Here is a 24686-nt window from a genome sequence, read left to right on the forward strand (position 1 = left end):
TGAACGCCAGGCGGAGCCCGGAATTTTGTATCTGCACATAGTGGACTGGATAATGGATAGCGGGCCGGTATTGGGCTAGTCGAGGCTTCAGGAACAGGCTTGACTGCAAACGATTGCGGTCGAGCCTCTCGCAGCGAGAGGGGCGCGCGTGAAGAACGCGGCGGCTTTTCGCCGGAGAAGAGGATGGACGACAGAGTGAAAACCGCGCCCGTTCTCACGGTGAGCGGGATAGGCAAGACCTACGTGGAGCCGGTTTTAGCCGGCGTCACGCTGGACTTGCACGCGGGCGAAGTGCTCGCGTTGACCGGGGAAAACGGCGCCGGGAAAAGCACGCTCTCCAAGATCATCGGCGGCCTGGTCGATGCGACCACCGGCACCATGACCCTGGGTGGAGCGCCTTACGCGCCGGCCAGCCGCAAGGAGGCAGAAGCGCTGGGCGTGCGCATGGTGATGCAGGAATTGAACCTGCTGCCTACGTTATCGGTGGCGGAAAACCTGTTCCTGAACCGGTTGCCGCAGCGCAAGGGATTCAAATTTGGCTGGATCGACCGGGCGGCGCTGCGCGAGGACGCCCGGCACGCGATGCAGCAGGTCGGGCTTGACGCGATCTACCCGGATACGCTTGTGGGCGAACTGGGGATCGGGCATCAGCAGATGGTGGAGATCGCGCGGAATCTGATTGGCGATTGCCGCGTGCTGATTCTTGACGAACCCACCGCCATGCTGACGGCGCGCGAAGTGGACCTGCTGTTCGAGCAGGTCGAGCGCCTGAAAGCGCGGGGCGTGGCGCTGGTGTACATCTCGCATCGGCTGGAAGAACTCAGGCGGATCGCCGGGCGCGCAGCCGTACTGCGCGACGGCAAGCTGGTTCATATCGACGCCATGCAGAACCTGACCAGCGACCGTCTGGTCACGCTCATGGTGGGGCGTGACATAGGTGAGCGGATCGATCTGGGCGAACGGAGGATTCGCGGCGTTGCGCTGAAAGTTGCCGGCATGAGCCGCGGCCAGGTGGTCCGCGATGTGTCCTTCGAGGTGAAGGCGGGCGAGATTTTCGGCATCAGCGGGTTGATCGGCGCGGGCCGTACGGAACTGATGCGGCTGATCTACGGTGCGGATCGGGCCGACAGCGGCGTGGTCTCGGTAGCGCATGACGGTGGGGCGCTTACGCCGGTGAAAATCGCGTCGCCTGCGGACGCGGTGAAGAACGGCATTGCGCTGATCACCGAGGATCGCAAGGGCGAGGGTTTGCTGCTGCCGCAGCCGATTGCCGCGAATATTTCGCTCGGTAATATCGGCGCGGTGTCGAGCAGGGGTTTTATCGATGGACGGCGTGAAGCGGCATTGGCGCAAAAGCAGATTGACGCGATGCATATCCGCGCCTCCGGTCCGTTGCAACCGGTGTCGGAGTTATCGGGCGGCAATCAGCAAAAGGTGGTGATCGGCCGCTGGCTCGCGCGCGACTCAACCGTGCTGTTGTTCGATGAACCCACGCGCGGCATCGATGTCGGCGCGAAGTTTGATATTTATGCGTTGATGGGCGCGCTGGCGCTGGAAGGGCGGGCGCTGGTGGTGGTGTCGAGCGATCTGCGCGAACTGATGCTTATTTGCGACCGGATCGGGGTGATGTCGGCGGGACGGATGACCGGGGTCTTCGAGCGGAATACATGGTCGCAGGACGCGCTGTTGGCGGCAGCTTTTGCCGGTTACGCGAAACGCGACGAAATCCTCCAGGAACCCATCGTGCCGGATGCCAAGGCGCCGCCTCAGCCGAGCATCGGCGGATCAGCAGTGAAGCGCTGAACAGGCACAATGGAAGTCTTTAAAGCAGTTGGATCACGGTAGTGAGAGGCTGTGAAAGGCAGTTAAAGCAGGCGCAAAGCAGCAAAAAGCTGCGGTGCCCGCCAAGCAAGAAAGCATGAAAGCCGGCGCGGGGAAAACGCCGGCGGGCGGTCCCGGGCGGTCCTAACGGCCGCACAAAGGGCCGCACACAGGCAGATGTAGGGCTGTAAGACCCAAGCAGGCAACCGGAAACGCAAGGCCAGAGGGCAGCGCAGTGGGATGCGCGTTGCGGGGGCCAATCAAGAAGAGCAAGAAGCAAGACCCAAGTCAGAGAGAAGGACCAAGTATGGCGACGATCAAAGATGTAGCAGCCATTGCGGGCGTATCGTTCACTACGGTGTCTCATGTCGTGAACAATTCGCGGCCCGTGTCGGCTGAGGTGCGGCTGAAGGTGGAGCGCGCGATCCTGGAACTGGATTACGTGCCCTCGGCGGTGGCGCGCTCTCTCAAGGCGCGCAACACGCTCACCATCGGCTTGCTGGTGCCGAACGCAACCAACCCGTACTTCGCGGAACTGGCGCGAGGGGTGGAAGACGGGTGCGCGAAGAACGGCTATTGCATGTTCTTCTGCAATTCGGACGATGACCCCGCCAAGCAGCGCAGCTATTTGCGCGTGCTGCAGGAAAAACGCATCGACGGGCTGGTGATTGCGTCGGCGGGAGAAGATGCGGTGCTGGCGCAAAGCCTGGCCGGATCGCGCGAACCGCTGGTGATCCTGGACCGGAATATTGAAGGCGTGTCGGCGGATCTGGTGCAGATCGACCACGAGAAGGGCGGCTATCTGGCCACGCGCCACTTGCTGCAACTCGGGCACTCGCGGGTTGGCTGTATCACCGGTCCCATTGCCACGGCGGTCAGCGCGATGCGCGTCCACGGGTTTATCCGTGCAATGGCGGAGCGTGGCATCGAGATCGAGCCGAACGCCATTCAGCAGAGCGCATTTTCGGCGACCGGCGGTTACGAGGCGGCGTCCCAACTCTTCGATACCCTCAGGCCCACCGGTATTTTTGCGTGCAACGACATGATGGGCGTCGGTGCGTTGCGGGCGGCGGCGGAGCGGGGCATCAACGTGCCGCGCGACTGTTCGATCATCGGTTTCGATGATATCGAATTGAGCCGATACACCTATCCGGCGTTGTCGACGGTTGGGCAATCGGTGCGCGAACTCGGGGAACTGGCGGCGCAGACGCTGATCGACCGGATCGCGGGCAAGGTGCCGGCGACCACGCGGCGACGCGTCGTGACGCCGCGCATGATCTTGCGTGAATCGACAGCGGTCGTGCCGGAAGTGTTGCCGCGGGTTTATCGGAAAGATGTGGCGGCCGGGCCCGCTGCTGCGGCGAATTCCGTGGCGTTGGGCCAAGGCAATACCGAGAAGGCCTGAAGCAGGCTGAGGGGGCTTGCATTCGGAGTTTTGCCGGCGTCGGCAGGACCCTGTTTGCCAGCGCCCCGGCTGCGCGTGCGAACCACGCGCAGCAAAGGACTAAAAATCTGGAGAGATGATCCAATCATCCCGGCCGGCAGCATGCTCTTCCCCCGTTCTTCCCCCCAAATTAAACCTCATCCAGTTCCACTCGCGGCCATCAGGCCGATGGTGCGATTCATCTTGAATTGTTTACAACAATCGCATTAATGCGTGCTCTTGCTTAATAACGTGCATCTAAAGTTCTTAGGGTAAATCATTAGACGAAATAACATTTCATGAATTTCCTCAAGTGCGCCGCGCACACGCCGTAAAAGATGTCCAAGCAGGCGAATCTGGTCTTGCCCTGAATCGTGATCCAGAACCGCGCCCGGCCGACATTTTTATCAGCAGCCTCCCGAGGAAAATCATGAACATGAGCTTAACGATCAAGGCGCGTCTCGGTCTGACGATGGTATTTCTGGGACTGCTTCTGATAGCGATCGGCGGATTGGGGCTTTACGGGATGACGCAGTCGAACCAGGCCTATCGCGACACGTTCGAAAACCAGATGCCGAGCGCTGACGCCGTCAGCAACGCGGAGCTTTATACGGCACGAGAACGGCTCATATTCGACCGGGCGGCGTTTCTTGCCGGTACGCCGGAAGTGGCGGCGACCATCGAACGTGGCGGCATGATGCGCGGCCGCGCCAACGATTACTGGAAAAAATACACCGAGTTGCCGGAGGACCCCAACGAAAAGCAGCTCGCCGATACCTCGAACGCCAAACGCCTCGCGTTGCAAAAGGTGATCGACAGCGGCTATGAAGCTGTCAGGGCCAATGACCAGGCGCGTATCGTGGAGACAGCCAAAGCCATGCAGGTCGCCTATGGCGAGCTTTCGACAGCCAACGACGCGCTGCGCAAATTCCAGTTCGACAGCGCCAGGCACGGTTACGATGCAGCCCAATCGGCCGCTGCGAGTTTTCGCACGTTGAGCGTGATCGCGATCGTGGTCGGACTGGCCGCCGCCGCGTTTTCGTGGTTCGCGTTGCGGCGCGCTATCGGCCGCCCGCTGGACGCCGCGCTCGAGCATTTCGAAGCCATCGCGGCGGGCGATCTGCGGGGCAAGGTCGTCGCCACTTCACGCGACGAAATGGGCCTGCTGATGCAAGGTCTTGCACGGATGCAGGCCAGCCTTGTGGGGACCGTTCGAAGCGTACGCTCGGGCAGCGAATCCATCGCGTCGGCGACCAAGCAGATCGCGGCGGGCAATATCGACTTGTCCTCGCGTACGGAAGAACAGGCGTCGGCGCTGCAGGAAACTGCGTCGAGCATGGACGAACTGACCGGCACGGTGAAGCAGAACGCCAATAACGCCCGGCAGGCAAGTTCGCTGGCGGCCAACGCGTCGGAGATCGCGAACAAGGGCAGCCGCGTGGTCGCGCAAGTGGTCGACACCATGGGCGATATCAACCAGAGCTCGGCGAAGATCGCGGACATTATTACGATCATCGAAGGGATTGCGTTCCAGACCAATATCCTGGCGCTGAACGCGGCCGTGGAAGCCGCGCGGGCCGGTGAGGAAGGGCGCGGTTTTGCCGTCGTGGCAGGTGAGGTGCGCAACCTCGCGCAACGCTCGTCGGCGGCGGCGAAGGAGATCAAGGGTCTTATCGATACCTCGGTCGAGCGCGTGCAGTCGGGGACTTCGCTGGTCGACGAAGCCGGCCGCACGATGAACGAGATTATCGGCGCGGTGCAACGTGTAACCGACATCATGGGCGAGATCGCGGCAGCGTCGCAAGAGCAGAGCAGCGGCATTGAACAAGTGGCGCGCGCAGTCACGCAGATGGACGAAGTGACACAGCAGAACGCGGCGCTGGTCGAGGAGGCCGCGGCGGCTGCGCAATCGCTGGAGGATCAGGCAGCGAAGCTGCGGCAGGCCGTGGCGGTATTTCAACTCGACGACGACAGCGCGGTCGAAGCGGGTTTCACCCACGCTGCGGCGAGGCCCGGATCATCGGGGGCAGCAAAGCCGCGCGTGGTCGTTCCGGCGAGGCCGCGGCGTGCAGCGCCGGCAATCACATTGGCTAAAGCGCCTGTTGCAGCAAGGCCGGTGGCGACTGCGGCTGCAACTGGGGCTGCAGCTAACGGCGACTGGCAAACCTTCTGATCGGGTGAGCGGGTTTATTGAGTTAAACGCACTCCGCGAACCGGGTTTGCGGAGCGCGTTTTTATTGATCGCGAGCGGTTTGCTTTAACCGGACTCACCCGAACTTTCACTCCCACCCGGCCGCCGCTGATGAAGCGTGTTTGGGTTGATGCGCCCCAACGCGCTCCAACCCGCCCCATAGTCGATCCTGTCGTCCACAGAGCGCTCCAGCAAGCGAGCATGCGAAGAGGGTCTGATCAGCGCATTGCCATCGGGCTCCGATGCAAGCTTCCGTCAACACAAGGACCCACCGCCCGCGGCGGCGCACGCATCAAGCAATCGCCATTCCGTAACCCTGTTGTCTTGACCCGAACTCGCGATCCTGTCCGACTTCCCCGTACACTGAGCGCACTTCGTTCAACCTTCACGGGATTAGAACGCGTTTCGATCACCACCACAGGACGCCTGCCATGACCGGATCCACCCTTGCCGCGCAACTCGTTCAGGCCCGCCGCCAGCGCACGCAGATAGAAGACCTCGAGTCAGTCGATATCCCTGCTGACGCCGAAGCGGCTTACGCCATCCAGCACGAAGTTCTGACCCTTTCCGGCGCGCGAATTGGCGCATGGAAAGTCGGTGCCCGCGCGCCCGGCGCACTGGCGAACACGGCGCCCATCGACGCGGAACTGGTGCACACATCGCCGGCGCGCATTGCGCACGCGTCGTTTTTTCGCGCGCTGATTGAACTGGAGATCGCGTTTCGTTTTTCGTACGCACTCCCGCCCCGCGACGAACCTTACAGCCGCAACGAAGTGTTCGCGGCACTGGGCAGCATGGCCGTGGCGCTGGAGGTGGTCGATAGCCGCTTCGCGCAATGGCCAAACCTGGCGACACTGGCACAACTTGCCGATTCGCAGAACAACGGGGCACTGGTCGTCGGCAAGATGGAGCCGTATGACGTAATCGCACCCAACTTCGATTTCCTTTCACCGCTGCTCGAACTGTCCATCGACGGCGTTTCGATCGTGCCTCCGAGCACGGGCAATCCAGCCGGCGATCCCCGCGAACTGCTGGTCTGGTTCGTCAACCATTGCAGCACTCACGGACACACGGTCCAGCCGTTCTGGACCATCACCACCGGCTCCTACACGGGTGCGCGACGGGTCGAGGGCCCAAGCGTGATAAGCGGCCGGGTAGACCGGATCGGGGAGATCGAATTGACGCTGGAATGATATTTTTGCAGCATTCCGGCACACTGTGACCGGGCGCTCGGAAACATTCATGCGCGCGTGTCACATCAAAAAAAGGCACTCATTCGAGTGCTTTTTTTGCGTCTAAATCCCTGTCCGCTGAACGGGTATAACCGGGATATGAGCGGGGTATAAGCGGGGTATAGGCGGTCAACGGATGTGGGTGCGCATCGTTTAGAAAGAGAGGCGCATAGCGTTTGAGAGCGTGCATTCGAATGACATTGGAGACTCGATGTAAAAAAACGCACCCGGGTGTTGCATCGTTCCGGTGCTATGACGCGTATAGGGGATAACCGGTGGATAACGTGTGGATGAGCATGTGGATGAGCGGGGGACAACTCGGCATGGATGAGACAAACATGCAGCATGGGTGCGCCATATCAGCGACATAAGCGCTCAATGCATAAATGAGGGCAACGCTGCACCGCCGGCAGCAGCAGTCAGCGTGTTAGGCTGCCAGCATGTCGCATGGGTCCAGGGCTTGTACAGCAAGGCTATGCAGCCAATGCGGAGAACGTTTCGCGAGTCGGGATGATGATTGTAGGTGAACGAAAATATTCCACCAAGCTGGGAATACTTCGAAGCAAATCAACAACGCATTTGCATGAAAAAAAATTCGAATAGGTTTAGGATGAACTGAAGCGATGTTGTTCTGATTAGGCGCGCCGCGCACACATTGCTTTCTGACTTCGGCGAGGAGGTAGCATGGATATCTACAGCAGTTTCGCGACCCGCTTCGAAAAAACCCGCGAGGAGGAATTCTCGCTCGAAGAGTATCTCGCGCTCTGCAAAGACGATCCTGCAACGTATGCAACAGCGGGCGAACGGATGTTGTCGGCAATCGGGGAACCGGAGTCCGTCGACACACGTACCGATCCGCGCTTATCGCGTGTGTTTGCAAACAAGGTCATCAAGGTGTATCCGGCATTCCGTGAGTTCTACGGAATGGAGGAAGTGATCGAGCAAGTGGTGTCGTACTTCAGGCATGCTGCTCAGGGTCTTGAAGAGAAGAAACAGATTTTGTATTTGCTCGGGCCGGTAGGCGGCGGCAAGTCATCTATTGCCGAACGTCTGAAGCAACTCGCCGAGCGTGTGCCGTTCTATGCAATCAAGGGTTCTCCCGTCAATGAATCGCCGCTTGGGCTTTTCGACTACGACGAAGACGGCCCTATCCTCGAAGAGCAATACGGCATCCCGCGCCGTTATCTCAAGAACATCCTGAGTCCGTGGGCAGTGAAGCGCCTTCACGAATTCAACGGCGACATCCGCAAGTTCCGCATCGTTCGCCGTTATCCCTCCATCCTGCGCCAGATCGGTATAGCCAAGACCGAACCGGGCGATGAAAACAATCAGGACATCTCGTCACTTGTCGGCAAGGTCGACATCCGCAAGCTCGAAACTTTTTCGCAAGACGACGCCGACGCCTACAGCTATTCCGGTGGTTTATGTCTCGCGAACCAGGGCTTGCTTGAATTCGTTGAAATGTTCAAGGCTCCGATCAAGGTGCTGCACCCGCTGCTGACTGCTACCCAGGAAGGCAACTTCAAGGGCACGGAAGGTTTCGGTGCAATCCCGTTCGACGGCGTGGTCCTGGCCCACTCGAACGAGTCGGAATGGAAGACTTTCCGCAATAACAAGAACAACGAAGCACTGCTCGATCGTATCTTCGTGGTCAAGGTGCCGTACTGCCTGCGCTACAGCGAAGAGATGAAGATCTACGAGAAGCTGCTGCGCAATTCTTCGTTGACGAACGCTGTTTGCGCGCCGGGTACGTTGAAGATGATGGCGCAGATGGCCGTGCTCACTCGCCTGCATGAGCCGGAAAACTCCAGCCTCTTTTCGAAGATGCAGGTCTACGATGGCGACAATCTGAAGGACACGGACCCGAAGGCAAAATCGTTCCAGGAGTACCGCGATTTTGCGGGCGTCGATGAAGGCATGAACGGCGTTTCAACCCGGTTCGCGTTCAAGATTCTTTCCCGGGTATTCAACTTCGATTCCGCTGAAGTCGCGGCCAATCCGGTGCACCTGATGTACGTGCTCGAACAGCAGATCGAACGCGAGCAATTCCCGCCGGAAACCGAACAGAAATACCTGTCGTTCATCAAGGACGTCCTGGCGTCGCGGTATGCCGAGTTCATCGGCAAGGAGATTCAGACCGCGTACCTGGAATCGTATTCGGAGTACGGACAAAACATCTTCGACCGTTACGTCACGTATGCAGACTTCTGGATTCAGGATCAGGAATTCCGCGATCACGATACGGGAGAAAGTTTCGACCGCGCTTCGTTGAATGCGGAACTGGAGAAGATCGAGAAGCCGGCGGGTATCAGCAACCCGAAGGATTTCCGCAACGAGATCGTGAACTTCGTGCTGCGGGCTCGGGCTGCGAATGGCGGCAAGAATCCGGCGTGGATCAGCTACGAGAAGTTGCGGGTGGTGATCGAGAAGAAGATGTTCTCGAACACTGAAGAGCTTCTGCCGGTGATCTCGTTCAACGCCAAAGGATCGGCGGAAGAACAGCGCAAGCATGAAGACTTCGTCAACCGGATGGTCGCCAAGGGTTACACGCCAAAGCAAGTGCGCCTGCTCTGCGACTGGTATCTCCGGGTACGGAAGTCGTCCTGATGAAGATGTTTTCGTCGTGTTTTTAACGGGAGAGAAATGAGTTCTCAGCGAAACCAGGCAAAACGTGCTTGAATCAGTATTGTGTCGCTAGTTTTATAGTCATACGTTCGCGCGACGCCGGCTACAAACCGGCGAACCGTGAGCACCTTGGCGAGTGCTTTACGGCCAGCACCGCAGCGCGCGGTTCAAGGCCATGAGCACTTCGCTTCCTCGCCAATTACGCGGGAGACTGGATGTGCTGCATCAAATCATCGACCGCAGGTTAGCCGGCAAGAACAAGAGCATTGCCAATCGCGAACGCTTTTTGCGTCGTGTCAAAAACTATATTCGCCGCGCGGTGTCGGACGCCGTTCGGGATCGAAGCATCAAGGACATCCAGAGCACGCAAAGCATCACGATTCCGAAGAAGGACATTGCCGAACCCTCGTTCCGGCATGGTCCTGGCGGAAAGCGCGAGCTCGTGCATCCGGGTAACGCCGAATACATTCGTGGCGACAAGATCGCGCGCCCGAATGGCGGTGGAGGTGGCGGCGGTAAGACCGCGAGCAACGAGGGCGAAGGGCAGGACGACTTCGTGTTCGAGTTGTCGCGGGAAGAGTTCATGCAGTATTTCTTCGATGACCTCGAGCTTCCGCGTCTCGTCAAAACTCAGTTGGCTGCGGTGCCCACGTGGAAAAACGTGCGGGCGGGGTTTTCGGCCGAAGGAACCCCGAACAATATCGACGTTGTCCGTTCGTTGCGTAGCGCGCTGGGGCGGCGGATCGCGCTAGGGTCGCCGTTATCGCGTCAGTTGCACGAGATGGAGCGTCAGCTGGAAGTGCTTCTTGACGAGAAAGGCGACCCCGAGGAAATCGCGCGGCTGGAAGCCGATATCGTGATCCTGAAGGGGCGCATCACGCGAATTCCTTTCATCGACCCATTCGACTTGCGGTACGTCAACCGGACCAGGCAGCCCACGCCTTCGAGCAAGGCCGTGATGTTTTGTCTGATGGACGTGTCCGGTTCCATGGACGAGCAGCGCAAGGATCTGTCGAAGCGTTTCTTCATCCTTTTGTACCTGTTCCTGAACCGGAATTACGAAAAGATCGAAGTCGTTTTCATCCGGCATCACACGCGCGCCGAAGAAGTGGACGAAGAAACCTTCTTCCATTCGACTGAAAGCGGCGGCACGGTCGTGTCCAGCGCGCTTGAGTTGATGAAGAAGATCATGGACGAGCGGTATTCGCCTACCGAGTGGAATATCTACGGGGCGCAAGCGTCCGACGGCGACAACTGGACTGACGATTCGCCCAAGTGCCGGAAGCTCCTCGCCGAGGACATCCTTCAGAAGGTGCGATATTTTGCCTATATTCAAGTAGCGCCTGAAGAGCAGAATCTCTGGGTGGAATATGCTCATCTGGCGCAAAGCGCGCCTGAACTCGCGATGAAGAAAGTCGAATCGGCTGCAGATATTTATCCTGTCTTTCGCGAATTGTTTGAGAAACAACAGGCGGCTGCATGACGACACGGCATTTGGACAACGAAGCACGTGGGTATCACCTCAAACCTGGCGAAGAACTGAAAGCACAAGACAGCGCGCCACAAAAGGCCAGGAAGCCTCGCAAAAACGCGGCGTCGGAAGGAGACACCATGAACGTGGCGGAAAAAAGGCCCTTGCCGTGTCCATCGGACTGGACCTTCGAACTGATCGAAGAATACGACACTGAGATTGCCCGTGTCGCACAGCGTTATGGGCTCGACGTGTACCCGATCCAGCTTGAGCTAATCAGCGCCGAGCAGATGATGGACGCGTACGCGTCGGTCGGCATGCCGGTGAACTATCGGCACTGGTCGTTCGGCAAGCACTTCCTGTCTACCGAGAAGAGTTATCGGCGCGGGCAAATGGGCTTGGCCTACGAGATTGTCATCAACTCGAATCCGTGCATTGCGTACCTGATGGAAGAAAACACGATGACGATGCAGGCGCTCGTCATCGCGCACGCAGCGTACGGACACAACTCGTTTTTCAAGGGCAACTACCTGTTCAGGCTGTGGACGGACGCGCACGCGATTATCGATTACCTCGTTTATGCGAAGAATTACATCGCGGAATGCGAGGAGCGGCATGGCATTGACCGGGTGGAGGAACTGCTCGACTCATGTCACGCGCTGATGAACTACGGCGTGGACCGGTATAAGCGGCCGCAGAAATTGTCACTGGCGAAGGAAATGGCTGCCCGGCGCGAACGTGAAGCGTATTTGCAGTCGCAAGTGAATGAACTCTGGCGCACGCTGCCGAATAAAAAGGCGACGACGACCGAGGAAATTGAAAGCCGTTATCCGCCGGAACCCCAGGAAAACCTGCTGTATTTTGCGGAGAAAAATGCGCCGCTGCTTGAGCCATGGGAGCGCGAAGTCATTCGTATTGTCCGCAAGGTCGGCCAGTATTTTTATCCGCAGCGGCAAACGCAGGTCATGAACGAAGGCTGGGCCACGTTCTGGCATTACACGCTGCTCAATACGCTTTATTCGGAAGGCCGTCTGGAAGACGGTTTCATGATGGAGTTCCTGCATTCGCACAGTAACGTGGTGTATCAACCGCCCGTGACCAAACAGTATTACAGCGGCATCAATCCGTATGCGCTGGGTTTTTCCATGATGAGCGATATTCGCCGCATCTGTGAACATCCAACGGATGAGGATCGCGAATGGTTTCCGGAGCTTGCCGGCAGTGACTGGCTTGAAGCGCTGCATTACGCCATGCGCAATTTCAAGGACGAGAGTTTTATTGCGCAGTATTTATCGCCGCATCTGATTCGAGAAATGCGCCTGTTCTCCATTCTCGACGACGATATGCGCGACTCGCTGGAAGTGTCCGCTATTCACGACGAAAGCGGATACCGGTATGTTCGCCAGGCGTTGTCGCGGCAGTACGACATGCATCATCGTGAGCCGAATATCCAGGTGTATTCAGTGAATACTCGTGGCGATCGCAGCCTGACGCTGCGCCATTTCATGACCGATAACCGTCACCTGACCAATGACAGCGAAGAGGTCCTCAAGCACATGGCGCGGCTGTGGCAATTCGACGTATATCTTGAAAGCGTCGACGAAAACGGAACAGTGAGAAAGCGCTTCGATTGTAAATACACCGGAGCGGAGAAACGTTGAGTCATTTGTGTTCGTTCATTGGGGTATAAAAAAACCGCATAAAAAAACCGGCTCACTGAGTTGATCAGCTAGCCGGTTTTCTACTTTTATTGAGCTGCACCGAGACCCTAGACTTTATCGATAGTCCTGGCTTCTTCGTTTTGCGTGAACAAATCCCAGCTTGCCATGAACAGCGCGGCGATCAGCGGTCCAATCACGAAGCCGTTGATCCCGAACAATCCCATTCCGCCGAGCGTGGAAATCAGCACCACCCAGTCAGGCATTTTCGTGTCCTTGCCCACCAGGATAGGGCGCAGCACGTTGTCCACCATGCCGATCACCACCACGCAGAATACGATCAGGATCACGCCGCGCCAGATATCGCCGGTGAGCAGAAAATAGGCGGCGGCCGGTGCCCAGACCAACGCCGCGCCAATGGCCGGCAGCAGCGACAGGAACGCCATCAGGACACCCCACAGCAGCGAGCCCTGGATACCCAGCATCATGAAGATCATGCCGCCGAGGAATCCCTGGACCGCCGCCACCGCGATATTGCCCTTCACGGTGGCCCGGACGACGGTGGTGAACTTGGCGATCAGGTGTTGCTTGGGTTCATCGTCCAGGGGCAGGGCGCGGCGGATGCGCCGGCCGATTTCACCGCCGTCGCGCAGCAGGAAAAACACGAGATACAGCATCACGCCGAAACTGATCACGAACTGGAACGTGTTCTGGCCAATGCTCAACGCCTGCGAAGCGACGAACTGGCTGATCGCGGCGGCGCCGTTGGTCAGCCGTTGCTGGATGCTCGGGATATCGGTCAGGCCAAAGCGGCCGAGCAGCGTCTGCACCGAGTCCGGCAGTGCGTGAATGGCTTGCTGGAAGTAGGTCGTGAAATTGGGCTGGCCAGCCTTGACCTGGGCGTACGCGAGGCCGATTTCCTGGACGAGCGTGGCCGCGACGAAGCTGAGCGGCAGGATCACGATCACGATCGTCAAGCCCAGCGTGGCGAACGCCGCCAGATTGCGCCGCTTGCCGAATTTAGCCGCGAGATAACGCTGCAAGGGCTGGAACAGGATCGCGAGAATCGTGCCCCAGAAGATCGCGCCAAAGAACGGTAACAAGATCCAGCAGAGCGCAACCGTGACGACAAACAGCAAGAGATGGAAGAAGTTCTGGTGAACCGAGCGGCTATTCATGAGATCCCTGAAATGAGGCGGAGGCCCAAGCGAGGAGCGCGAGCTTCAACGCCAAGTCACCCCGACAATGCAATTGCGGATGCTAGCACGTGCAAGTTTTGGTCCATCCAGCGCATTTTGTAATATTTATTTAACGCTTGAGGCCGGTCTTCCGCTGTCATGTTGCCGGTATCTTGAAAATAGGTATAATTGAGTATTCACTCATTAATCACATCGATTCGATCACGCACGATGGCTCGACCCAAAAGCGACGACAAACACAACGCGCTGCTGCTCGCCGCGGAACAGGTTTTTGCCCGGCGCGGGCTTGCAGCCGCGCCGACATCGGCTATATCGAAGCAGGCGGGCGTCGCGGAAGGGACCCTGTTCACCTACTTCCGCACGAAGGACGAACTGGTGAACGCGCTGTACTGTTCCATCAAGCTCGATCTCGCCGATGCCCTGATGACGCAGTTCCCCCGGCATGGACCCATACGCGATCGATTGGAATACCTGTGGGGCGCGTTCGTCGATTGGGGCGTCGCGAACCCGCGACGGTTGAATGTGCTCGATCAGTTGTCAGTGGCGGATACGGTCAGCGAAGAGTCAAAGGCCGTCGGTTATGAACCGTTTGCCGAGATCGAAGCGCTGGCGCAACACAGTATCGACACGGGCGTCTTGCACGCTTATCCGGTCGCGTTTATTGCTGCAAGCATGAAGTCGATGGCCGAAACCACAATGGCCTTCATGACCGCGTACCCGGAGGAGGCTGGTGAGTATCGGAAGATTGGATTCAAGGTGTTCTGGAACGGCATTGCCCGCAATACGGATAGTTGAATGACCGACTGATCAAACGGGCACGCTTTGTTGCTCGCTTGATCCAAGGTTTTAATGACTGATTACTCACGCAAAAACATCTGGAGGACGAACACATGAGTACATGGACCACGGCCGACATTCCCTCGCAATCGGGCAAACGCGCGCTGGTGACCGGCGCGACTGGCGGATTGGGTTATGAAACATCGCTCGAACTGGCCAGGGCCGGCGCTGAAGTGATTCTCACCGGGCGCAGCGAGGCCAAAGGGCGAATCGCTCTCGAACGCATTCGCCGCGAAGTGCCCCATGCCCGGATTCGTTTCGAGCCTATTGACCTCGCGAGCCTTGCATCGATCTCGAGCACCACGCGGCGACTGCTTGAAGAAGGCGAGGCGATCGATGTGCTCGTCAACAATGCCGGCGTGATGATGTTGCCCAAGCATGAAACAACCGCCGATGGCTTCGAGCGCCAGTTCGGCACCAACTATCTCGGTCACTTCGCGCTGACCGCGCAGTTGCTGCCGATGCTGGAAAAAAGTGCCGCGCCGCGCGTGGTGAACCTGAGCAGCATTGCGCACAGGCGAGGCAAGATCGCCTTCGATAATCTGCAAGGCGAGCGTGCTTATAAAGCGTGGCCGGCGTACGAACAGTCGAAACTCGCCATGTTGATGTTCGCCCTCGAACTGCAACGCCGCAGCGACGCAAACGGCTGGCATCTCATGAGCAACGCGGCGCATCCGGGGTTTGCACGGACGGATCTCATCGCGAACGGGCCGGGTAATTCGGGCGTGTTGTCGATGCTCAGTCGCGCGATGATGCCATTCCTGAGCCATAGCGCCGCTGATGGCGCGCTGCCCACGCTGTTGGCGGCCACATCGCCCGATGCGCGGCCCGGCGCTTATTACGGCCCAAAGGGTTTCCAGGAGTTGATCGGCGCCCCCGCCGAGGCACGCATCTCCCCCCAAGCGAAGGACACGACGGTTGCCGCTAAACTGTGGGACGTATCGGTGAAACTAACAGGCGTGTCCTGGCCGGGAAAATCATGAAAGTGCTTATTTTTGGCGCGACCGGAATGGTCGGGCAGGGTGTGTTGCGCGAATGCCTGCTTGATAAGGATATCGAACGAGTGGTGACGGTGGGGCGCAATGCGACGGGCCAGCAGTATCCGAAGCTGACCGAGATCGTGCATAAGGATCTCTTCGATCTCTCGCCGATCGAGTCCGAACTCACCGGTTTCGATGCCTGTTTTTTCTGCCTGGGCGTGTCGTCGTTCAGGATGAGCGAGGCCGACTACACGCACCTCACGTACGATTTGACGTTCGCGGTCGGCCGGACCTTGTCGCGTCTTAATCCGGGCATGACTTTCTCGTACGTGACGGGAGCAGGAACCGATAGCACCGAGCGCGGACGCAGCATGTGGGCACGCGTGAAAGGCCGCACCGAAAACGCGCTGCTGCATATGCCGTTCAAGGCCGCCTATATGTATCGCCCCGGCATGATCCAGCCGATGGACGGAATTCGCTCGAAGACGGCGGTGTATCAGATGGCGATTTCTCTGCTGCGGCCCTTGTTTCCCGTGATGCGGCGCGCGTTTCCGAACGCGGTTACGACGACCAGCCAGTTGGGGCGGGCGATGATCGCCGTGGCCAAGGAACGCGCCGCGTCGCGAGTGCTGGAAACGCGGGACATTACCCGGTATTAGAGAGATTGTCGTTCGAACCCGGGCACGCATGCCGAAGGCCCAAACGACAAATCACCGGTTGCGGCTTATCGTGGCTTATCGCGCAGCATCGCCCCAGCGGTACTCCACCGTGGCGTCGTCCAGCTGCGCCTTGATCTCGTCACTCAGAGCAAGATCCACTGCAGCCAGCGTATCCGTGAGCTGGTCGGGCCGGCTCGCGCCGATAATCGCGGACGTAATCGCCGGATTCGCCAGCACCCACGCCACCGATGTCTTCGTCAACGACTCACCGGTTGCGCTCGCGATCTTCTTCAATTTTTCGATGGTTTCAAACTCGCGCTCATGCCAGTAGCGTTGGTGATACATCGGTCCCGCCCGGCCGACGGTCGCCGTAAAGCGGCCCTCCGACGGCGCGGTATCGTGTTTATGTTTGCCCGTCAGCAAGCCGCCCGCGAGCGGGTTGTACGGGATCACGGCCAGATGCTCGTCTGTCGCGAGCGGCAACAGTTCGCGCTCGATCTGCCTGAATAGCAGGTTGTAGCGCGGCTGGACGGAAACGAAGCGCGCTACGCGCAAGAAATCAGAGCGGCCCAGCGCAGTGGCGAGCCGGTATGCCAGGAAATTCGATACCCCCACGTAACGCGCCTTGCCTTGGCGCACGATCGTATCGAGCGCTTCCAGGGTTTCGTCGAGCGGCGTGTTGAGGTCGTCGGAATGCAGTTGGTACAGGTCGACGTAATCGGTATTAAGACGTTTGAGCGAGGCATCGATAGCGTCCAGCAAATGCTTGCGCGATGCCCCCTGATCCCACGCTGCAGGCCCCATCTTGCCGACCGCCTTGGTCGCCAGGATGAACTGGCTGCGGCGGGCAGGCGAGTCCTTCAACCAGCGCCCGACGATCTCCTCCGTGCGCCCGGCCACGTCTTCCGTGCTGCCGAGCGGATAGACGTCGGCGGTATCGATGAAATTGACACCGGCTTCAGCCGCACGATCCATGATGCTGCGCGACACATCCTCTTCAGTCTGCAAACCGAAGGTCATCGTGCCCAGGCACAAACGCGAGACGTTCAGGCCGGTACGGCCAAATTTACGATACTGCATGGCAAGCTCCTTGGGCGTGTTGAATGTCCAGCCAGCTTAAACGTTCAGGCGCGAGCCTGCATTTGCGTGGCTGAAGTGCTGCTCGTTATGAGTCGACTATGAGGTTGCTGCGGCCCGCGGCGAAGGACGCGGGGGCACGGCATCGAGGAAGCGGAACACAATGGCCGATGCCAGCGTCACCAGGCCCACGCAAACAAACGCGATCCGGAACGCAAGCGCCGCCGAGCCGAGACTCTCCGAGAACACCGACACCAGGCCGCCGCCAATCGACACCCCGAGGCCAATGGCCAGCATCTGCACCATCGAAAAAAGGCTGTTGCCGCTGCCCGCGTCCTTGATCGACAAACCTTTAAGCGTGACGCTGTTCATCGCGGCGAACTGCATGGAATTGCACGCACCGAATACGGCAAGGATCGCGATCTCGATCACGAGCGGCGTACTCACCGAGAACGAAGCGAAGCCGACTATCGACGCGCCGACAAGAATGGTGTTCCACAGCAGGAAGTTATCGTAGCCATAACGCTTCACGAGCGGCGAGATCCAGCCCTTTGCAACGGTGCCGGCGAATGCGGCGGGTAACATCATCAAGCCCGAGTGCAGCGGCGTATAACCGAGTTGCAATTGCATCAGCAGCGGCAGGAGAAACGGTACGGCACTTGATCCGATCCGGCACAGCAGGTTGCCGATCAAGCCCACGCTGAAGTTCGGCTCGCTGAACAAGGACAGCTTGAAAAGCGGATTGCGCCGGCGTTTGGCGTAGGGAATGTAAGCGAGTGCAGCGACCGCGGACAGCACGAACAGTGCGCCCGACACCAGCAGTTTGTGCGTATGCGCGGGGCTGTCGAGGCCCATTGAAAACGCGACCATGCAGAGTGACAGCAACGCGCAGCCGATAAAGTCGAAGGGGGCCGCCTGTGTAATGGCATCGTTGGGAAGAAAACGATGCACGGCGAACAAACCCACGGCGCCAATAGGTACGTTGATGAGGAAAATCCAGTGCCACGTAAACGATTCGACGAACCAGCCGCCGAGCGTCGGTCCGAGAATCGGGCCAACCTGGCCGGCAATTGAAATGACTGCCAGCGCGGAGACATAGGCCTCGCCCGTCACGCTGCGCAGCACGGCCAGCCGGCCGATAGGCAACAGCATGGAGCCGCCGATCCCCTGGATCACGCGCGCCACGATCAGTTGATTCAACGACTGCGCGTTGGCGCAGCACAGCGAGCCGATGACGAACAACAGGATGGCGACGAAGTAGACGCGCCGGGTGCCGAAGCGGTCGGCAAGCCAGCCGGACGCGGGCGTGAGGAGCGCCATGGTCAGCGTGTAAGCGACGACGATAGGCTGCATCGCGAGCGGTTGCGCGTGGAGGCTGTGCGCAATGGAGGGCAGGGCCGTGTTGACGATGGTCGTGTCGAGGGCTTGCATGAAAAAGCCGACGGCTACGATCCACAAAAGCGCCGTGTGTGAGTTTTTTGAAGTCATCGATTGCAGCAGGAACAATGTCGCGCAGGTTTTAACGCGATGTGTCGATTTTAAGACGACAATTGGCAATCGGGAACCCCGCTGGCCGCATTGACTATCATCGATAAATCCGATCACAATGGATCATGCTCAATCCAGTCTGGCTGAACACGTTCGCGACGGTGGCCGCGTCGCACAGTTTCACCGACGCTGGGCGGCAGCTCCGGCTCACGCAATCCAGCGTGAGCGAGCACATCCGGCGGCTGGAGGAGCACGTCGGCCGCCGGCTGCTCGTGCGCGATACCCATTCGCTCGCGCTCACCGCCGACGGCGAAGCCATGCTGGTCCACGCCCGCATGATCCTGGACGCGATGACCCACGCCGAGTTGCAGTTCCGCTCGCCGCGGCTCAGGGGCCGCGTGCGCCTGGGTTCCTCCGACGATGTCGCGCTTGGCCCCTTGCCGAGCGTGCTCGCGGCATTTCGCCGGACTCATCCGGACGTTGAACTGGAGATTACGATCGGCATGACGGGGCGGCTTTACGAGCATCTGGATGCGGGATCGATCGATTTGCTGATCGGCAAACGGCGCATTGGCGACCCACGCGGCATTCTGCTGTTTTCCGGACAGCTCGAATGGATTGGGTTGACGGGCACCGAGGTTGACCTTGAACAGCCGCTGCCGTTGATCCTCGTCGCCGAGCCGAGTGTGACGCGTGCGGTGGTGCTCGACTCGCTGGCCGCGGTTGGCGCGCGCTGGCAGATGGTCTGCACGAGCAGTTCGTATGCAGGGTGCATTGCCGCTGCGCGCGGTGGGCTGGGGCTCACCGTGCGGTCTCATTTCCTCGCGGGCAGGGGACTTTCGCCGCCGGTGAATCGCGCTGCTCTGCCTGAGTTGCCGGAGGTCGAGTTCATCGCCCTGGGGGCGAAGCATTTGAGCCGCCCTGCGGAGACGCTGCTGGAGATTTTGCAAAATAGCGATCTGCAAGGTGAATGGGCAGGCGAATGAGCGGTTGTTAATTTCGTCCTGGCATGACGCATGCGCGAAGGGCTGACGCAAATGTGACGCTATTCATCGGATCAATTGCACCGCCACAAAGAGATGCGGATCGTGCAAACCGGTTGTGCAAACGCAACGAATTCAGGCAATCGGATTTCTGCCAATAGGATGCTTCTTATATATTGTGCGGCGAAAAACGCTGTCGGCTTTCCGCTTCAATCCTGGCACAGCAACTGATTACAGTCAGGCACCGCAGCAATTCACCCCGATTAGGCAATGCCCGAAGCTACAACTCATCTCCCGCGTGCGCTGTTGTTCACTGCCCTGTTCGCGTGCAGCACTCACGCGAGCGCCGCGTCGTACGTCGTCAAGCATTGCGCCGAACTGGAGGGCCAGTCGGTGCCGGCATCGGTGATCGGCCTGCCTACTCGGGGCGCAACCATCCTGGACGCGTCAGTCGTAGCCGCCGCCGCGCCGAAAAACCGCAATGGCGAGTACTGCCGCCTTGTCGGCGTGATCAAGGCGGAACTGGACACCACGCCCGACATCCGCTTCGAGGTCAATCTGCCCGCACGCTGGAACGGCCGCGCGTTGCAGATGGGCGGAGGCGGCTACAACGGCGTGATCGTCAGCGGCACCGAGCCTACGGCCTTCGCGCCCTACGCCTCGCCGCTGTCCAACGGCTATGCAACTTTCGGCTCCGATTCTGGCCATGTAGGCAATTCCGGCCGCGCCGATTTCGCGATGAACGACGAAGCCGTGATCAACTTCGGCTACGGTCATCTCAAGAAAACCCATGACGTGGCGCTGGCGCTGATCATCATGGGCTATGGGCGCAAGCCCGAGCAAACCTACTTCGCCGGCGGCTCGACCGGCGGTCGCGAAGCGTTCACGGTGATCGAACGATATCCAAACGACTACGACGGTGTGATCGCCAACGCACCGGCCATCAACTTTTCGGGCGTGCGGTTGATGGGCGTGAAAGTAGGGCAGGCGGCTTATGGGACGCCAGGGGGTTTTGTCGGGCCGGTCCAGCAAAAACGCGTGGTCGAGACTGTGCTCCAGGAATGCGACGCGCTGGATGGCGTGGTCGACGGCATTGTCTCGAATGTGCAAGCGTGCCGTGAACACGAACCGCAGATCATCGCGCAACTGCAATGTGCGAACGGGCAACGGCCTTCGTTACGGGACAGTTGTTTATCGCAGGCGCAGCTTGCGACGCTGGAAGTTCTGCGCGATGGTTTTACGTTACCGTATGAACTTGCCTACGGGGTCACGAAGTACTACGGATACAACGTGTTCCAGGGCGTGGATTTTTCCAGCGGGCTGGGACTCGGAAATTCATCGGCGCTCACGCAGCCCTCGCGCTTCGATGCCAACGGTTATCTTTTCACGCAAGGCGACAGCTACATGAAGTACTTCGTCACGCATGACCTGCGCTTCAACACACTCGGCTTCGATGTCGATCATCCGGGAATCTATAAGTCCCGCCTGATCGATTTATCGGAGACAGTCGGGGCGATGAACCCTGACCTATCGGCATTCATTGCGCATGGCGGCAAGTTGATCACCATGCACGGTCTCGCCGATGAAGTCATCAGCCCGAACCAGACCATTGCTTTCTATGATTCGCTGGTTGAGAAGTACGGGCAGAGTATTGTCGATTCATTCATGCGGCTTTACATGGTGCCGGGATTCCAGCACGGCAACGGCGTGTTCATTCCTGCGTGGGATGAACTGGGTGCGCTCGACCGCTGGGTCACCGCGAACATCGCGCCGGAGACGCTGGTCGGGACGGACATAGCGAGCGCGACCAACGGCCGGACCCGGCCGCTGTGCCGGTATCCCGGTTACCCGAAGTATCTGGGCCACGGCAACGTCAACAATGCCTCAAGTTTTCGATGCGAGAACCCTTGAGCAGTGTTCGTGCGGAGTGCGTCGGCCAAGGCACCGACTCGCACCCTGACTACGATTGACTCGGCGTGGCGCAAGGCACCAGCTCGGACGCGATGATCATCGCGCCTGCATTGCCGGGCGGCGGCTGGCTAGTCGCAGGCCGATAGATAAAGTCACCGCGCTTGATGGACTTGCCGCTCAGCACGCACTCGCCGCCTTGCTTGGCCAATGCTACCCGCCACGTCTGATGCCCGTAATAGCCCGAGAGCGGGTCGCACCATGAAACCGTGGCAGTGCGTGGAGTGGGGAGTTCGATCACGCTGACCATCAACGCTGCGTGATCGGTCCAGATGGTTTTTGCCGGACGCCGCCGGGAAATTCGTGTTGCTTCGTCAGCGACTTGCTGGGCGCGTGCGTTATCGAGTAACGCTACGGTTCGGGACCATGCACTGGTGTGTTTCTCGAGCATCTCACCTTTCCTTTACAAGAAATTCCGGGCAGCCGGTTTCTCCGGCGTCACGACGAGACCATCACGTCACGCGGATTGGCGGTCGCACAAGGCCATCGATGCATTCGGCCGTCACGGCAGGCTCGTTTTGCCAAAGCCTGCTGACGCAGTCCGTAAAGCATGGCGGGACTCAGTTGCGCGAAGCGTCCGCTGCGAAAGAATATTCAACGAGTGATGAATTAATGCGATATTAGGGCATTCTGGCGGTCGATGTCAAACGCCGCGCGGACCGATGCGGGGTGGGGCACTTTGCGTCGGTTAAACTTCGGGCTCGCCTTACAGCATTGGAATCCGGATCGAACCATGACAGCTTCAACCGCACGCCCGGCGCAAGCCGCCAAGGAGAAACGTTCGCGCGGCCGGCCCGCCTGCAGCCAGATAGCCGGCTCCGACGCGCTGCTCAAAAGCGCGCGGCGGGCGTTCGCCAAGCGCGGGTTCGAGTCGACCAGCGTGCGGGAAATCGCGCGGGACTCGGGGGTGGATCCGGCGCTCATTTCGCATCACTTTGGTTCGAAAGAGGCATTGTGGATCGCGGTGGTCGAGCAGATCGCGCAGCACACCGCACCCATGATCGATGCAACGGGAAAGCTGCGTACCGCCGATCTGACGAATCGTCAGAGAGTAGAGCGGGCGCTGGGTATTTTTATCGACAAGGTGTTTAGCGAGCCGGATATCGGGACGTTTTTCGCGACAGTCGCAACCGAGCAGGGCGAGCGGCTGGATGTACTGATAGAACGCCTTCTGCGTCCTTATCACGACGTGTTTGTCCCGCTGCTCGCCGACGCGATCGATTCAGGCGAACTGGCGCCCAACGACCCGGAGGTATTGTTCGCCATGCTAACTAATGGGGTGGGCAAGACGGTTTCGTACAGTCATCTCCTGTCGATTTTCTCTCCGCTTCCGAACGATCCGGTGAAGTTCAAGCAGGCCGTGCTCGCCACCGCGCTCAGCATGCTTTAAAGGCGTGTAGACATTTGAACTCGTTCGTGATTGCGCGGTTTATCGCGTCTTGAGTGCCGCGAACGAGGGCGGTTGACGATTGTTTTGGGCATGTCAATCTACGAGGCTGTACACGCTCGGCGGCACCGGCAAGCCGCTCGCCGCGAACGCATACGCGGCTTGAATTTCACTCGCTGCGTTTTGCGCGGACTGCAGGTCGCGGGCGTGCACAACGGCGAGGGGCTGGCCTGCCTCGACACCTTGCCCAAGTTCGACGAGCTCCGTCAAACCAACCTGACAGTCGATCTTGTCCTCGGGCCCGCGCCGGCCGCCGCCCAGGCCGACGACCGCCAGACCGAGTGCCCGGCAATCGATGCGCGCAACGAAACCCGCATGTGGCGCGACAACCGGCAAGACAACCGGCGCATGGCCCAGATAACGCTCGGGCACTTCGAGCAGATCGCCGGGACCACCGAGTGCGCTGACCATCCGCGCGAAACGTTCGGCTGCGGCGCCTGAGTCGAGGACCGCATTCAGTTGTACTTGAGCTTGAGCGAGGTTAGGGGCGAGACCGCCGAGCACGAGCATCTGTGCCGCCAACGCGAGGGTGACTTCATGTAACCGCACCGGTCGGACGCGCCCCGTCAGGTAGTCGATGGCGCACTGGATCTCCAGCGCGTTGCCCGCGCAGCGCGCCAACGGCTGGTTCATGTCGGTCAGCACTGCCGTAGTCTTCAATCCTGCACCGTTACCCACATCGACGATACTTCTCGCCAGTTCGACCGACTTCTCGTAGGTCGGCATGAACGCACCCGAACCCACCTTGATATCCATCGTCAGTCCTTCGAGGCCCGCCGCGAGCTTCTTCGAGAGGATCGACGCGGTGATCATCGCGACCGATTCCACCGTCGCGGTGATATCGCGGATGGCGTAGATTCGCTGGTCTGCAGGCGCCAGTTGCGCTGTTTGCCCGATGATCGCAACACCGATGTCACGCACGACGCGCTGGAATGTGCCGGTGTCGGGCGCGATGTTGTAGCCGGGGATTGAGGCGAGTTTGTCGAGTGTGCCGCCGGTGTGGCCGAGGCCACGGCCTGAGATCATCGGCACGAATCCGCCGCAGGCCGCGACCATCGGACCGAGCAGCAACGACGTCAGGTCGCCGACGCCACCCGTCGAATGCTTGTCGAGAACCGGACCCGGCAGGTCGAACGAACCCCATTGCAACACCTGGCCCGAGTCGCGCTGCGCGAGCGTGAGCGCCACGCGTTCGTCGACACTCATGTCGTTGAAATACACGGCCATCGCGAAGGCGGCGACTTGTCCCTCGGTTACGCTGCCTTCAACGATGCCACGAACGAAACTGACGATGTCTTCCTTCGAGAGTGTTTGTCCGTCGCGTTTTTTACGGACGATTTCCTGTGGCAAGAACATGGATGGTTCCTCGGGAAGGCTCGCTGCTTGAGTCGCGGGGTATGGGTGCGTCGGCTTGAATGCCTTGAGTAACTTCAGTAACTTCAAGCGGTGGATTTTTTCGTACTATATAGACCCAAGCGATGTCTTGGCGTAGAGCGAATCCGCTTCCGAGATCGCCTCTGCGAATATATCGTCAATGGCGCGGTTTATCAGGGGCCGAGGCGGGAAGTTGTTGAGCGACGGCATTAGGAAGTAGGTTCGTGGATGGTAATTTATAATTTGACATAAC

General features: G+C 59.3%; 18 protein-coding genes. 13 read left to right on the top strand and 5 right to left on the bottom strand.

The window, feature by feature from the left end; all coding sequences use genetic code 11:
• Positions 1-183 precede the first annotated feature (183 nt).
• From HB376_RS35055 to HB376_RS35085, 7 genes are all read left to right on the top strand, one after another.
• Positions 184-1803 carry a sugar ABC transporter ATP-binding protein gene (locus HB376_RS35055; protein WP_213768289.1) on the top strand — a complete coding sequence of 540 codons (1620 nt, stop codon included), beginning with the start codon at positions 184-186 and terminating at the stop codon, positions 1801-1803.
• A 325-nt stretch (positions 1804-2128) separates the two neighbouring features.
• Positions 2129-3226: a LacI family DNA-binding transcriptional regulator gene (locus tag HB376_RS35060; protein ID WP_213768290.1), complete on the top strand. Its 1098-nt coding sequence runs from the start codon at positions 2129-2131 to the stop codon at positions 3224-3226.
• A 448-nt stretch (positions 3227-3674) separates the two neighbouring features.
• Positions 3675-5417 carry a methyl-accepting chemotaxis protein gene (locus HB376_RS35065; RefSeq protein ID WP_213768291.1) on the top strand — a complete coding sequence of 581 codons (1743 nt, stop codon included), beginning with the start codon at positions 3675-3677 and terminating at the stop codon, positions 5415-5417.
• 449 nt (positions 5418-5866) lie between these two features.
• Entirely contained in the window at positions 5867-6628 is a 762-nt protein-coding gene (locus HB376_RS35070; RefSeq protein WP_213768292.1) for a hydratase, read from the top strand.
• Between the two features lie 723 nt (positions 6629-7351).
• Positions 7352-9274, top strand: a complete 1923-nt coding sequence (locus HB376_RS35075; RefSeq protein ID WP_089161091.1) for a PrkA family serine protein kinase — start codon at positions 7352-7354, stop codon at positions 9272-9274.
• A 235-nt stretch (positions 9275-9509) separates the two neighbouring features.
• Positions 9510-10775 carry a DUF444 family protein gene (locus HB376_RS35080; protein WP_213768293.1) on the top strand — a complete coding sequence of 422 codons (1266 nt, stop codon included), beginning with the start codon at positions 9510-9512 and terminating at the stop codon, positions 10773-10775.
• Entirely contained in the window at positions 10772-12424 is a 1653-nt protein-coding gene (locus HB376_RS35085) for a SpoVR family protein (protein WP_213768294.1), read from the top strand. Before HB376_RS35080 ends, HB376_RS35085 begins: the two co-directional genes overlap by 4 nt.
• 107 nt (positions 12425-12531) lie before the next feature.
• Here the strand turns inward: HB376_RS35085 and HB376_RS35090 are convergent, their stop codons facing one another.
• Positions 12532-13599, bottom strand: coding sequence for an AI-2E family transporter (locus HB376_RS35090; RefSeq protein ID WP_213768295.1), 1068 nt, complete (start codon positions 13597-13599; stop codon positions 12532-12534).
• A gap of 231 nt (positions 13600-13830) precedes the next feature.
• On the opposite strand from HB376_RS35090, the gene HB376_RS35095 reads away from it, so the two are divergent.
• The 3 genes from HB376_RS35095 to HB376_RS35105 all read left to right on the top strand — a co-directional run bounded on the left by HB376_RS35095 (position 13831) and on the right by HB376_RS35105 (position 16096).
• Positions 13831-14415 (top strand): TetR/AcrR family transcriptional regulator, encoded by a 585-nt coding sequence (locus HB376_RS35095; RefSeq protein WP_213768296.1) that lies wholly within the window; start codon positions 13831-13833, stop codon positions 14413-14415.
• Positions 14416-14510: 95 nt separating this feature from the next.
• Positions 14511-15440 (top strand): SDR family oxidoreductase, encoded by a 930-nt coding sequence (locus HB376_RS35100; RefSeq protein WP_213768297.1) that lies wholly within the window; start codon positions 14511-14513, stop codon positions 15438-15440.
• The gene (locus HB376_RS35105; protein WP_213768298.1) at positions 15437-16096 is read left to right on the top strand and encodes an epimerase; all 660 of its coding nucleotides are present in this window, start codon (positions 15437-15439) and stop codon (positions 16094-16096) included. The genes HB376_RS35100 and HB376_RS35105 overlap by 4 nt, the downstream gene beginning before the upstream one ends.
• Positions 16097-16171: 75 nt before the next feature.
• Here HB376_RS35105 and HB376_RS35110 read toward each other — a convergent pair whose 3' ends face one another.
• A complete protein-coding gene (locus tag HB376_RS35110) occupies positions 16172-17176 on the bottom strand; it encodes an aldo/keto reductase (protein ID WP_213768299.1) in 1005 nt (334 codons plus the stop codon).
• Positions 17177-17272: 96 nt separating this feature from the next.
• Positions 17273-18661 carry a DHA2 family efflux MFS transporter permease subunit gene (locus tag HB376_RS35115; protein WP_213768300.1) on the bottom strand — a complete coding sequence of 463 codons (1389 nt, stop codon included), beginning with the start codon at positions 18659-18661 and terminating at the stop codon, positions 17273-17275.
• 125 nt (positions 18662-18786) lie between these two features.
• Between HB376_RS35115 and HB376_RS35120 the strand changes: the two genes are divergently transcribed.
• Entirely contained in the window at positions 18787-19647 is an 861-nt protein-coding gene (locus HB376_RS35120) for a LysR family transcriptional regulator (protein WP_213768301.1), read from the top strand.
• 267 nt (positions 19648-19914) lie between these two features.
• Positions 19915-21555 (top strand): tannase/feruloyl esterase family alpha/beta hydrolase, encoded by a 1641-nt coding sequence (locus HB376_RS35125; RefSeq protein WP_213768302.1) that lies wholly within the window; start codon positions 19915-19917, stop codon positions 21553-21555.
• Between the two features lie 49 nt (positions 21556-21604).
• Here the strand turns inward: HB376_RS35125 and HB376_RS35130 are convergent, their stop codons facing one another.
• Positions 21605-22003 carry a DUF3331 domain-containing protein gene (locus HB376_RS35130; RefSeq protein WP_213768303.1) on the bottom strand — a complete coding sequence of 133 codons (399 nt, stop codon included), beginning with the start codon at positions 22001-22003 and terminating at the stop codon, positions 21605-21607.
• Between the two features lie 342 nt (positions 22004-22345).
• Between HB376_RS35130 and HB376_RS35135 the strand changes: the two genes are divergently transcribed.
• Complete coding sequence (locus tag HB376_RS35135; protein WP_213768304.1) at positions 22346-23002, top strand: TetR/AcrR family transcriptional regulator; 657 nt, start codon at positions 22346-22348, stop codon at positions 23000-23002.
• Positions 23003-23095: 93 nt separating this feature from the next.
• Here HB376_RS35135 and deoA read toward each other — a convergent pair whose 3' ends face one another.
• Complete coding sequence (deoA, locus tag HB376_RS35140) at positions 23096-24415, bottom strand: thymidine phosphorylase (RefSeq protein ID WP_213768305.1); 1320 nt, start codon at positions 24413-24415, stop codon at positions 23096-23098.
• Positions 24416-24686: the final 271 nt, after the last annotated feature.

This window comes from Caballeronia sp. dw_19 (genome assembly GCF_018449515.1).
Classification (GTDB): Bacteria; Pseudomonadota; Gammaproteobacteria; order Burkholderiales; family Burkholderiaceae; genus Caballeronia.